We start from the raw sequence: 12,968 nt of genomic DNA on the forward strand, positions 1-12,968 counted from the left end.
TAGCAATAAGTTCTGCTTTTAAAGCACTATTTTTGGTCTTTAATACGCATACAAAATTAGAAAAGTGTGGATGAGGTAGTAAAAATTGTCAACGATATCAAGGCCGGTATCATCAAGCCTATTTATTTCTTGATGGGCGAGGAGCCGTATTATATCGACAAGCTGACGGAATATATGGAAGCAAATCTTCTTTCCGAAGAAGAAAAAGGCTTTAACCAGACGATACTTTACGGGCGCGATGTGTCTATAGAAGATATCGTGTCTACCGCCAAGCGTTATCCGATGATGGCAGAACGGCAGGTAGTCATCGTCAGGGAGGCACAGGAGCTTTCGCGCACCATCGACAAGCTGGAAAGCTATGCCGAAAATCCGATGCCGACAACGGTACTGGTCATGGCCTATAAATATAAGACGCTCGACAAGAGAAAGAAGGTAACGAAGGTCTTAGATAAGAACGGACTGGTCTACGAAAGCAAGAAATTATACGAAAACCAAGTAGGCGACTGGCTCAAGCGCGTGCTGGCTGGAAAGAAGCTCAACATCGAGCCCAAGGCAGCAGCAATGCTTGTCGACTTTTTGGGAACCGACCTGAGCAAGATTGCGAACGAGCTTGACAAGCTGGCGATTATCTTGCCGCAAGGCAGCACGGTGACGCCCGAAATCATAGAAGAAAACATCGGATTCAGCAAAGATTTTAATGTGTTTGAGCTGCGCAAGGCCATAGGAGAGAAGAACATCAAAAAGGCCTACCAGATTGCACAGTATTTTGCCGACAATCCGAAAGACAATCCGCTGGTATTGACCGTAGGGCAGACGTTCGGCTTTTTTATACAGCTGTTGAAATACCACGGACTGAAAGATCGCAATCCGAAGAACGTGGCCTCGGCCTTGGGCATCAATCCCTTTTTTGTTAAGGAGTATGACGTGGCCATCAAGAATTACCCGATGAAAAAAGTGAGCCAGATTGTGGCCTCGCTTCGCGATATCGACGTCAAGAGCAAAGGTGTTGGTGCCAACGGGCTGCCGCCAGGCGACCTGATGAAGGAAATGCTCGCCAATATTTTTAGCTAGTACTGATAGAGTAGAATACAATTATATAAAAAGAAATGCGCTGCCTTTGGGAAGCGCATTTTTTTTGCCCAATACTCAACAAGCAGAGCCAATAAGAACATGAGGAGAGCCAATAAGAAGATAAGGAAAGCCAATAAGAAGATGAGGAAAGCCAATAAGAAGATGAGGAAAGCCAATAAGAACATGAGGAGAGCCAATAAGAACATGAGGAAAGCCAATAAGAAGATTAGGAGATCCAATAAGAAGATGAGGAGAGCCAATAAGAAGATGAGGAAAGCCAATAAGAACATGAGAAGTGCCAATAAGAACATGAGCAGAGCCTATAAGAACTTTTACAGCCGTACTCTATCTGAAAAATTCTTTAAAAAAAACTTCCAGAAACTAGAGTACACCGCTGCTTTTTTGGGAATAAAAAGTAATATGTTGTATTTTTTGGGTTTCGCTTATTTTTTTAATTTATTTTATGTTAATTTGTTTGCCAAATCTCAATAACATGGACGCTGAAATACAAAATCTTCATAATGTCTGGCTTTCTAACAGAACCACCAGAACCACATCGTCGCATCCTATTTCGTTTGACGACCTGACGAATTCCATTATCAGCACGGGTCCGTTTTATTTTTACATTATTGATTTTTTCGACATGTCGCTTTCGCACATAAGTCCGGCGCTCTACCAGATGCATGGGTTTGATCAAGAAGACACAACATTTAATCATATACTGGGCGCAATCCATCCAGAAGATTTAGATTTTGTCGTAAAGGCAGAGGATTTCCTGACTCGTTTTTTTTCAGAAAACATAAGCCGTGATAAATTGATGAGCTACAAGATAAGCTATTGCCACAGAGGCAGGCTGCGCAATGGCGAGTATGCCTTATTTAACCACCAAGCCTTGATGCTCACTATGGATGATGATGGAGGCTACGGAAAATCGCTCAACATCCACACGCGTATCGACCACCTTACTAATTTTAATACCTATAAGATTTCGCTTATCGGCTTGCATGGCGAGCCTTCTTTTATGAATCTAAGCCTGGATGAAAATGACGGACACAGTATCGAATTTTCGAAACGCGAAATTGATATTATCCGCCTCTTGGGCAACGGACTAAATAATAATGAAATAGCAGCAAAACTATTTATCAGTCCGCTAACGGTCAAAAAACACCGCAAGAATATCTTGGCAAAGTCGGACTCTAAAAACACGGTCGAGCTGATAAAAAACAGCATCCTCCAAGGACTTATTTAAGTTTCGCAATCGCAAAAGAATACCCCTTTAGGGGTATTTTATGAAGTTTGTATTTGTACTAGTTTTGTTAAAATAAAGGACGGACTAAACGTAAAAACAGTATCATGCTAAAAGCGAGCTTTCTTTCTTATTCTTTGCGATATGCCTTGCTTTTGGCTGGCACGGCGGCTTTTTCGCAAACTGAAATTTACAAATCCGATATTGTATTTAAAAACTTTGAGACCACTTCGCTTTCGGCTTCCCTTGTTATTGCTGCCGACAAGATTCTTTTCAACGCCGCAGACTACAAAATCTATGCTCTCGATAAGGCAAGCTTGCAGCCGGTCTGGGAAATCTATACAGGCTGGAAATCGAATACTCCGCCGTACCTGCACGATGCTGCCTTTTTCTATGGAAATTATGAAAAGGGAAGGACAAGAGTGGCGCAATACGACTTGAATACGGGAGCAAAACGTAAGGAGCTTCCTTTTGAATCGCTACAATCCGAGCCCTATTTTGCCAATGGCAAGATGTATTGTACGGTTTTGTGGGATGGCGGAAAATTAGTGGCGTACGACCTTCAAGAAGACAAGACGCTTTGGCAGAAAAACATAGGACATGGGGCTGAGGTAGCGCCTGCGTACCGCCCAGACCGAATTATTGCTAATGCGGAAGACGACAACTGGTTTGAAACAGACTACAGCGGAAACCTGCTAAAGGGAAAAACCCGCAAGCATACCTATATCGATACGGTCGAAGTTTTTGTAAAAGAATATAAATTCCTGACACATGACGGCAAAGAAATTATGCCAGACTTTTTAAGGAAGAATAAGATAGACCCTCTGGAGCATCAGGTCAAGAGAACCCAAAGCCACACTTTTATTTTAAGCGAGAAGCAGCTTTTGGTGCTTGGCACTAACAAAAGAAAAGCCGGCTCACTAGCTCTAGAAACCATAGTAGAAGAACCGTATTTTGATCCCGATGATGCTGGCGCAATCCTGACAACGAATACTGAAAGTGTCTGGCTGTATTGCCAAAAGCAGCTCATCTATTATGATTTTAAAAACAGCAAGCTGCTGCGGAGGCTCGACTTGACCAGATGGAATCCGCATCAGGTTAGGGTAGACGGCAGGACCATCTGGCTGATCTCTAAAAACGATGGACAGCTGTATGGACTGGACTTTGAACCGGATCAGCAAACAGCGGATAGGCTGCGGGTTCAGGCAGAAAGGCAATGGGAAATAAACAACCCGAAACCCGTGGACCCGAAAAAAATCGAAGCGGCAAAAGCAGCGCAGGAAAAATTAAAAAATAAGAAGAATAGAAAATAGACGTAAAAAAAGTACAACTAAATTTAACTAACCCCCTAAAATTATGAAAACAAAAGTATTGGTACTCCTATTGGTTGCAAGCTCGTTCAACCTTCTAGCGCAAAGCAGATCAGAAATTATCAAAGATATCAACGGGCTGCTCCAAAATGTAAAAAACGTGCGTATTAAGACTGGCGATAGCAGTCCGTCACACCTGACGCATACCTACATGAATTTTTCGGAACACGCTTCTAAAAAAGGATGGGTCTCATTTACAAGCGTAACCTCATGGGGAAGCAATTATGAGGATCTTACTATTACGTATTCTTTCGATCCGAAAAAGATTCAAGAAGCGAGCCTGAACGATGAGGTAGACAAGGAACGAGGCAACAAGGCCTTTCTGTTCGCTCTTACGCTTGAAGGCAACAACGATGTGGAAATAACTAGCGTACAGGGCGGTAGCACGACACGCGACAAATCGAATATGGTAGTCATGTATATCATGATGAAAGGCAGTGACGGGTATGAAATTTATGATGAATTAGAAGAACTGTTTCAGGATCTTTCAAACTCTTAGGCTCACGGACAAACTAAAAATGAACTAAAACATTAAACTATGAAAATTCAATCCAAATTATTTTTAGCTATAAGCTTTCTGCTTATCACGACTTTTTCTTTTTCACAAGAAAAATTCGAAAATGAGAAATTGGCACTGGTCAATGATATTTTTCATAACACCACAAGAGAGAACATCGTTTCTTATATGGAAAATAAGCATTTTGATACCGATAAAGTCGAAAAGACGGAATATCTTAAATCAGGAGTTGCAATTGAAGAAGAACTAGTCTTTTCATTTTATCTAGAGAATGAAGGGGAACTTGAAAAAATTGAGATTCTCTACGGAAAGAACAAAAAAATCGTAGAAGTGACGTATGATTTTTATGGAGCAGCAAACACCAGTTTGATCGAAAAAGAATTGAAGGATAAAAAATATAAATCCAAAATAGATAATTTTGAGATACTTGGCTCAACAGTAACACATTATATATGGAGGAAATCTAGAAATAAAAATAGCTTTCGGACGTATTTTAGCGATTCAAATAATACAGGAGAGCTGACTTACGGAATAATTGAATAGGCACTTCTTTTAATAACCAAACCTTAAAATCATGAACAAACTTTTTATCATTATTTATTTTATGGCTTTTTCCGCCGCTGCACAAAGCGTAACTTCGGGTGTCTATACTATTAGCATTGATCATGTTACCAGCAAAGATTCTGATTATAAAGGCAGCTATAGCATACAAAAGAACGGCGTTATCGTAGCAAGCGAAAAGTTTTCTGCTATGAAAATGGAGCGCATCGTTTCCATTAATATACAAGAAGGCGAAGGCTATGGCAATACCGCTACCTACTTTTACGAAAGCAAAAAGTTTGATTGCATGGGAGAAGAAAAAGAGGCAAAAAAGTATAAGGATATCAAGGACATTATTTTAAATGGCATTCTTTTTTATGCCGAACTACGGTTTAAAGAGGAATAGCAAATTATCCCACAGAATAGGCCATGCATCTAAAAGGAAAAGAAAAACATTTTTGGAAAAACAATTTTGGCATTTCCAAGCTGGCAGACATTCCGCTCGAAATCAGCGGCTATAAATCGATCGATTCAGAAACAGACGATCAGTTTTTAGAGTATCTGACTTCCAGGATTCCGACCATACATGGAATTTATCTGAAATTTACCAACATTACGGATGAAGGAGTAAGGCATATCAGCAAGATTGCCAGCCTTTCAGAACTTACCTTGCGGGATCATAAGGATATTACCAACGAAAGCGTGCCGTACCTGAACCAATTGGTCGATCTAGTGTATCTGGATCTCTTGAAGACAAAAATCGGACTCAAAGACCTGCCTGGCTTATTTCAGCTCCAAAAACTCAAAGAGCTATATGTTTCTACGGAAGAAGAGAACGAGGAGATTTTATTAGAGCATGTGGCGGAGATGAAAAAGATACTTCCTCAATGTATCTTGTATATCAACTATAGATCTTACGAATAAATTGGCTTATGCTATAAAAAAGAAAGCACTTCAAAACTTGAAGTGCTTTCTAGCATTAAGATCTACTACCACCGACCTTAATGTTCGGACGCATATAAAATATACATGCCCATTCTCAAAAAGAAACCTAAACTATTCTTTTATGATCTTGACGGTCTTCACTGCATTGTCAGCAGTTACTTTTACCAGATACGTACCAGCTGGCAGGCTTGACATATCAATTTGGCCATTGTCAGCATTGATCGCCTTGGCGATTACCTGCTGTCCAATTAAGTTGAATACCGCAACATCAGTGATGTTTTTCGTATACGAAAGATTCAGTATGCCTTTTACCGGGTTCGGATACGCTTTGAAAGCTGTCGTTTCGAAGTCCGGAGTAGAAAGCGATACGTCAACCGCAATATTATCTACATAAATCTGAGCCCTGTCTGTGATAGAGTAGGCGTTGAATCCTAGATAATACACACCGCTTGTTTCTACCGTGAAGGTAGTAGACGATTCTAGCGGCGTGTTGTTTGTGATGGCCGGATAGTCTACGATGTTTCGTGTCATCGCATTATAATCGGCAGAAGCAGCGATGTTGACTTTTAGTCTTTCTACATAATTCGTATTACCGCTGTTTCCGTATTGGAATTTCAGCGTATAGTTTGTTCCCGCTTCTAATTGGATTCCGTTCGTATAGAACCAAGCATTAGCCGGGTTGGACGAATTGTAGCTGTAGTTCAAAACTTTAGAAGCAAAGCCCCATCCGTTTACGTTGTCGGTTTTCCAGTTATTTCCAGTTCCGGCATTTTGGATAGACGTACATAACGGCAATGCAGGAACTGTTACCTCGTTAAAGTCAAGCAAGTAAGGAACAGTCTGTGTTCCGCAAGCCGTCGTGAAAGAGAACGGTCCAGCCCAAGTACTTAGGTCTCCGGCACCGCAGTTTCTGCGTACGTAGAACTGGTAGGCTGTATTGGCAGTAAGTCCAGAAATGGTATGCGGCTGTGCTACAGCAGTTGCCATTGTTCCCGTGCCTTGCGTAAATCCTCTAGGACCGTATTCTACGTCAAACGACGTTCCGCTGCTTACCCATGTCAGCTGTGCTGTAACAGTAGTAAGGTTTCCAGCTGCTCCGCCTGTCGGTGCAGGACATGAAGGAGGAGTAACTACTTCAAACGTATAGTCTTCCGCTTCTCCGTTGCCTGAGTTAAAGCCACAAGCATCGGCAGGAGCATTGTTGTTATAGTCCATACGGATTCTCATCCTGTAGTTTCCTACTGGAGTCGTAGCCGGAACGGTAATGCTTCCTGTTGCAGCAGCACCATAGGCTGCAGTAGTAAATACTCTTTCTGTAGCTTCAAAAGCCATGTTGTTGTTCCAGTCGATCCAGATCGAGAATCCAGAACCGCTGCTATAGGCAGCGCTGAAGTCGACAGAAGCGCCTTCGTATTGCTGCACTTTCATGGCCGTAAAGTTAGAGTAGCCTCCGGTTCCGATAGTCGTACCCGTATTGCTGATGTTTGCAGAGCCGCCCGTAGTGGTGAAGCTGCTGATAAAATAACTTGTTGAAGTCGCAGCAGGCGTACAGTATCCAGTAAAGAAACGGAACGGTCCTGCCCAAGCGCTTTTGCCGTCAGTACCGCAGTCTGTACGTACATAGAACTGGTACGAAGTCTCTGCTGTAAGTCCTGAAATATTCAGTGGATTAGCTGTTCCTGTTGTCATGGTTCCTGTTCCTGGCGTGAATCCGGCCGGGCCGTATTCTACGTCAAACAATGTCCCTGTACTTGTCCAAGTCAATTGTGCTGTTGTAGGCGTCATGTTTCCTACCGCTAGATTTGTAGGAGGCAGGCAGGATGGTGGCGTTACCACTTCAACCGTATAGTCTTCTCCCTCTCCGTTGCCAGAACTTGGCGCGCAAGGCGTGGTCGGACTGCTACTATTATAGTCCATCATGATTCTCATACGGTAGCTGCCTATAACAGTTCCGGCCGGAACCGCAAAGCTTCCGGTTGCTGCAGCACCGTAGGCTGTCGTATTGAATACTCTTTCGTCGGCATCAAATGCCATGTTTTTGTTCCAGTCTACCCAGATCGCAAATCCGGAACCGCTGCTGTAGGCTGCGCTGAAGTTGATTGTTCCGCCTTCAGACTGCTGTACCTTCATGGCCGCAAAATTAGAGTAGCCTCCAGTTCCGATGCCTGTAGCAGTATTGCTGATATTTAGGAAACCTCCTGTCGTGATAAAGTCTTTGATAAAGTAGCTTGTAGAAGTCGCTGCAAAACGGCAAGGACCTGTATAGAAACGGAACGGACCTGCCCACGGGCTCTTGTCTCCAGCTCCGCAGTCTCTGCGTACATAATATTGATACGAAGTATCAGCAGTCAGTCCAGAAACATCATAAGGGTTACCTACTGATGAAGCCATAGTTCCTGTTCCTGGCGTGAATCCGGCAGGGCCATATTCTACGTCAAATACAGTTCCTTCGCCCAGCCAAGAAAATTGTGCTGTAGTAAAGGTTACGTTTCCGGCTCCTAGTTCCGTTGGAGGCATGCAGGTAGGAGGAGTAACTACCTCAAAAGTATAGTCTTCTGCCTCTCCGTTGCCTGAGTTAAAGCCGCACGGATTTTCAGGATTGTCTTTGTTATAGTCGGCCAATACTCTCATGCGGTAATTGCCCACCGGCGTTCCCGCAGGAATCGTGATGGTTCCGTTTTGTGATGAGCTGTATCCTGTAGTATTAAACATTCTTTCGGTAGACTCGAAAACCAAGTTTTTGTTCCAGTCAATCCAAATTGCAAGACCGAAGGTTCCGCTGTTGTATACTGCTCTGAAATTTACAACTCCGCCTTCATAATGGCTTACCTTTTGGGCAGCAAAGTTAGAATAGCCGCCAGTACCTTGGGTTGTATTCAGGTTGCTGATGTTAGAAAAGCCTCCTGTAGTAGAAAAATCCTTGATATAGTTAGTTGTTCCCGTGGCGGCAGGAAGACAGTATCCGGTATAGAAACGGAACGGTCCTGCCCATGGGCTCTTATCTGTGCTGCTGCAGGCCCTGCGTACATAATATTGGTACGAAGTATCAGCAGTCAGTCCAGAGGCATCATAAGGATTGGCTACAGACGAAGCCATGGTTCCCGTGCCTTGCGTAAATCCGGCAGGTCCGTATTCTACGTCAAACACGGTTCCTTCGCCCAGCCAAGAAAACTGTGCTGTCGTAAAAGTTATGTTTCCGGCACCTAGTTCCGTTGGAGGAAGGCAGGATGGAGGAGTGACTACCTCAAAAGTATAGTCTTCTGCTTCTCCGTTGCCAGAGGTAAAGGTACAAGCGTCCGATGGGCCGCTATTGTTATAATCCATACGGATTCTCATGCGGTAGTTTCCGACAGGAGTCCCGGCAGGAACGGTAAAGCTTCCTGTTGCAGACGATCCGTAGGCAGTCGTAGTGAACATTCTTTCGCCAGTCTCGAATGCCATGTTGTTGTTCCAGTCTACCCAGATGGCAAATCCAGAGCCGCCGCTGTAAGCTGCGCTGAAGCTTACAGCTCCGCCCTCGAAGTGGCTTACTTTCTGAGCCGCGAAGTTAGAATAGCCTCCGGTTCCTATAGTCGTGCCCGTATTAGTGATATTGGCAAAACCTCCCGTAGTGGTGAAGCTATTGATAAAGTAGCTAGTTGAAGTCGCAGCAGGAAGGCAGTATCCGGTAAAGAAACGGAACGGGCCTGCCCATACGCTTTTATCTCCTGCGCCGCAGTCCTTGCGTACATAATATTGGTAAGCAGTATCAGCTGTCAGTCCAGAAACGTCGTAAGGATTTCCGACAGATGATGCCATGGTTCCCGTTCCTTGAGCGAATCCGGCTGGTCCGTATTCTACGTCAAATACAGTTCCTTCGCTTAGCCAAGAAAACTGTGCTCCTGTAAAGGTCACGTTTCCTATTCCTAAGTCAGAAGGAGGCAGGCAGTTAGGAGGACTTGTTACGTCAAGCGTATAGTCTTCTGCTTCGCCATTTCCAGAGTTGAAGGTACATGGATTTTCAGGATCGGCTTTATTGTAATCGGCCAACACCCTCATTCTATAGGTTCCGACTGCTGTTGTTGCAGGAATAGTGATGGTTCCTGATGCAGATGAGCCGTAAGCTGAAGTACGGTATACTCTTTCTGAGGTATCAAAAGTAGTGTCGCCGTTCCAGTCTACCCAGATAGCAAGGCCATAAGTACCGCTGCTGTAGGCTACGGAGAAATTAATGGTTCCGCTGGCTGCTTGGCGAACGATCCTGGCTGTTTGGTCGGAATAGCCTCCGGTTCCCATTCCAGAACTAAGGTTAGAGATATTTTGGGTAGCTCCTGTAGTTGAAAAATCCTTAATATAGTAGGATGTTCCTGTAGCGGCAGGAGTACAGTAGGCTAGTGAGCCAGTTTCTGCAGTGTAATTGTCTGGCCTTGGACCCGAATAAGCATAGAGAAAGATACTCATGCCCAGACAGTACAGCAAGGTCAGCCATTGTTTGGTTCGGAATTTCTTCCGATGAGGTTGGGTAAAATTTTTCATTTTTTAAGTATAAATTGATTAAAGTAAACAAGCACCACAGCAGTGCTATAAGTTGGGTATTTTTATAGTGTAAATAAATAAACCATAAAGACGTGCGTACAAAGTCACTTCCTTATGGCGTTAGGTTTTTAAAATCTCAAATTTTTATATCCTAAGAATATAAATGTTGTGCTAAAAAATAGGAGGCCCTCCTTGCTAAATCTGTATAACGTAATAATTTTCACTGAATAAAACTATGATGATAAATTTTCATGAAATTATTGGAGAGCGCGCCTTATTTTTTAATAGCAAAGTGTCTCTAAAAAAAGTATAGCCGATGAACTAGATCCCCTAAATCTGTAAACTCATATGAACTAAAAACCATAATTAACTTTTAACAAGAGACACCTTTTTCTTTCATAGCATTTTATTGTTAGCTGAATTAGGTGTTTTCGTATTTTTTAAAAGTGCTTCCCTTTGCGTAATTCACAAAAAAACTAAACCATGAAGAAAGAAGAAGCACTTTTTTTATTTTGCCTTAATCGTAAAAAAGAAAGCTGTTCATCATTTTTTAAAAGATATATTTTGCTGTTAATCAATATAATCCAATCTGTATGAAAAAAATTACGAGCCAGCCTTCTTGATTTTGAGTTAGGATCCTTTACTTATAATGAAATCTTAAGAACGTTGTGCTTACTTTTTTAAAGTGCCTCTTTTGGCTTATTTTGTATTAACTAAACCGTGTCATATCATGAAGAAAATAACGCGAGGCACCTTGTTGTAAAAAAGTATTTAGAATTTAATTAATTCCGTAAATCAATTGCACCAACAATTTAACAACCCAAAGATTGTTTTTTGCTGCTAATGCTACAATATGAAAATAGTAAACGGCGCCTATGAATGAGAATTTGATAGGATTGACCGATAATTGCATTTTCAATAGAGGTACTAAAAACCTGAATTATGACCTAGGAATTGCTTAATCAAGTTTTCGGCCTGCTTTTTTGCCTAAAAAAGAAGATAGTTTGTGCAGCATGATTTATATTTGGTAGTGTCAATCAATACTATAATATCATGAAAAACAAATCGTATTTTCTGGCGCTCTTAGGCTTGATATCCTTGAGCTTCATCCTCCTTCCAGAAGGAACTCCAAAAACAAAAAAAACTTCAAGTATCGTTCAGTCAGCAGGTATCTATACTATCGAGTGTAAAGGAAAAACCTATAAGGCTACTGTTGTAGAAGGCAATGTGATCATGCCGCCGAAAAAAAAGAACATCTATTTTTTGATGAGCACAGAAATCAGGACAGGAGGAAAAATCGTGCGACTGGACATCCACTTCCGAAACCAAGATGACTTTACGGCTGGAAAGACCTATACCTTGGGCAAGATAGAAGGAGATGATGAACACCCAAGAACGATGCTGTATTCGGAAAGTGTTCCGAGCGGTAGCGAAGGCGACGAAGAAGTACAGATTGCGGCGAGTTCGGAGACAGGTACTTTTACGCTAACCGCGATGAAAGTTTCTGGACAGCAGGTGACGGTATCTGGAAAATTCGAGTTCAAAGGAAAGAATGATATTAATGAGGAAAGTATTACCGTAAAAGGTACTTTTGCCAATACACAGCTGAGGTATATTTCATCGGAGATGTACAGGCCATAGGATACAGACAAAGCATGAAAATAAGTAAAGTGGTATTGCTCTTTATAGCAATAATAGGTGTAGGAACAGTTATTTGGTTCGGAATAAATTTTCGTCCAGGAAGCTACCCTTATGCAGAAGAGTATGCTATAGATGCATCAGAATCGGATGCAATTGATGCGTTGCGTCGTTTTAAAATCAAAAACCCTCATTATAATGTTCCTGAGTATTTGGAAGCAACGGATGGACGAGAGGGGCATTGGTATCATGTGTATTTTTATTATCCAGAGAATAAGCAGATAGTACATGCTTGGTTGCGACAATCTGAAAAAGAGGAGACGACTTTTGCCTTTGTGGGTATCAGTCATGCCTCCTTCAGTAAGGGCATGAAATTTATAAATAAAGATTACAGTCGTGTAGAGAATAGAGAAGAAAAAGAGAAATTCGAAAAGAGGTTTGTTGCAGAAATAAGACGATTGGTAAAAAATAAAAAACAATCTTGACCCTCCTCAAATAAAAAACTGCAAGCCAACCTTGCAGTTTTTTATTTATATTTAAATCGCAAAACTATTTCAATGAAGCTTAAAAAACTACTTAAAATAACAATCCCCCTTCTTTTTATAGGGTTCTGCATCCATATCGTCTATACCATAATTGATGGGAGGAAAGACGAAGAGAAATCAGCTGATATAGCGGTAGTGTTAGGAACAACTGTAAACACAGATGGTTCCTTGTCAGAGCGTCTAGAAAAGCGATTGGAATGCGGACTGAAACTCTATCAAGACAAACGCGTAAAAAAGATTATCGTCAGCGGCGGTTTCGGAAAAGAAGGTTTTTTTGAAGGAGATAAGATGAAGGGATATCTAGTGGGAAAAGGAGTGCCGGATTCTTTGGTTATCGTAGATAATAAAGGGAATAACACGACAGCTACCGTAGCAAATGTTATCCGCATGAAAGACAGCCTGCACTATGATAGCCTGATTGTGGTGTCGCAATATTTCCACCTCACGCGGACCAAGATGCTTTTTAAGAAAGAAGGATTAGAAAATGTGAGCAGCGCAAGCCCGAGGTATTTTGAATACCGAGATTTTTATTCCCTGTTCAGGGAGTTTTTTGCGTATTATTACGATCGATTATTTTAGTA

11 protein-coding genes are annotated in these 12,968 nt (G+C 42.0%); 10 read left to right on the forward strand and 1 reads right to left on the reverse strand.

Annotated elements, in window-relative coordinates; genetic code table 11:
- Positions 1–66 precede the first annotated feature (66 nt).
- The 7 genes from holA to GGR22_RS14935 all read left to right on the forward strand — a co-directional run bounded on the left by holA (position 67) and on the right by GGR22_RS14935 (position 5,668).
- On the forward strand, positions 67–1,071 hold the full coding sequence (gene holA, locus GGR22_RS14905) for a DNA polymerase III subunit delta (protein ID WP_182494311.1): 1,005 nt from the start codon (positions 67–69) through the stop codon (positions 1,069–1,071).
- Between the two features lie 493 nt (positions 1,072–1,564).
- Entirely contained in the window at positions 1,565–2,320 is a 756-nt protein-coding gene (locus tag GGR22_RS14910; protein WP_182494312.1) for a LuxR C-terminal-related transcriptional regulator, read from the forward strand.
- Positions 2,321–2,424: 104 nt separating this feature from the next.
- Complete coding sequence (locus tag GGR22_RS14915) at positions 2,425–3,630, forward strand: PQQ-binding-like beta-propeller repeat protein (protein WP_182494313.1); 1,206 nt, start codon at positions 2,425–2,427, stop codon at positions 3,628–3,630.
- A gap of 43 nt (positions 3,631–3,673) precedes the next feature.
- Complete coding sequence (locus GGR22_RS14920; protein ID WP_182494314.1) at positions 3,674–4,186, forward strand: hypothetical protein; 513 nt, start codon at positions 3,674–3,676, stop codon at positions 4,184–4,186.
- Between the two features lie 39 nt (positions 4,187–4,225).
- Complete coding sequence (locus GGR22_RS14925; RefSeq protein WP_182494315.1) at positions 4,226–4,747, forward strand: hypothetical protein; 522 nt, start codon at positions 4,226–4,228, stop codon at positions 4,745–4,747.
- Between the two features lie 31 nt (positions 4,748–4,778).
- Entirely contained in the window at positions 4,779–5,150 is a 372-nt protein-coding gene (locus GGR22_RS14930; protein ID WP_182494316.1) for a hypothetical protein, read from the forward strand.
- Positions 5,151–5,173: 23 nt separating this feature from the next.
- Complete coding sequence (locus GGR22_RS14935; protein ID WP_182494317.1) at positions 5,174–5,668, forward strand: hypothetical protein; 495 nt, start codon at positions 5,174–5,176, stop codon at positions 5,666–5,668.
- A gap of 132 nt (positions 5,669–5,800) precedes the next feature.
- On the opposite strand, the gene GGR22_RS14940 is transcribed toward GGR22_RS14935, so the two are convergent.
- Positions 5,801–10,204, reverse strand: a complete 4,404-nt coding sequence (locus tag GGR22_RS14940; RefSeq protein WP_182494318.1) for a GEVED domain-containing protein — start codon at positions 10,202–10,204, stop codon at positions 5,801–5,803.
- Positions 10,205–11,257: 1,053 nt separating this feature from the next.
- Here GGR22_RS14940 and GGR22_RS14945 point away from each other — a divergent pair.
- The 3 genes from GGR22_RS14945 to GGR22_RS14955 all read left to right on the forward strand — a co-directional run bounded on the left by GGR22_RS14945 (position 11,258) and on the right by GGR22_RS14955 (position 12,966).
- Complete coding sequence (locus tag GGR22_RS14945; protein WP_182494319.1) at positions 11,258–11,845, forward strand: hypothetical protein; 588 nt, start codon at positions 11,258–11,260, stop codon at positions 11,843–11,845.
- 14 nt (positions 11,846–11,859) lie between these two features.
- A complete protein-coding gene (locus GGR22_RS14950) occupies positions 11,860–12,327 on the forward strand; it encodes a hypothetical protein (protein ID WP_182494320.1) in 468 nt (155 codons plus the stop codon).
- 72 nt (positions 12,328–12,399) lie between these two features.
- Positions 12,400–12,966, forward strand: a complete 567-nt coding sequence (locus GGR22_RS14955; protein ID WP_182494321.1) for a YdcF family protein — start codon at positions 12,400–12,402, stop codon at positions 12,964–12,966.
- The last annotated feature ends 2 nt before the right edge of the window (positions 12,967–12,968 follow it).

Source organism: Flavobacterium gossypii (assembly GCF_014138495.1).
Classification (GTDB): domain Bacteria; phylum Bacteroidota; class Bacteroidia; order Flavobacteriales; family Flavobacteriaceae; genus Flavobacterium; species Flavobacterium endophyticum.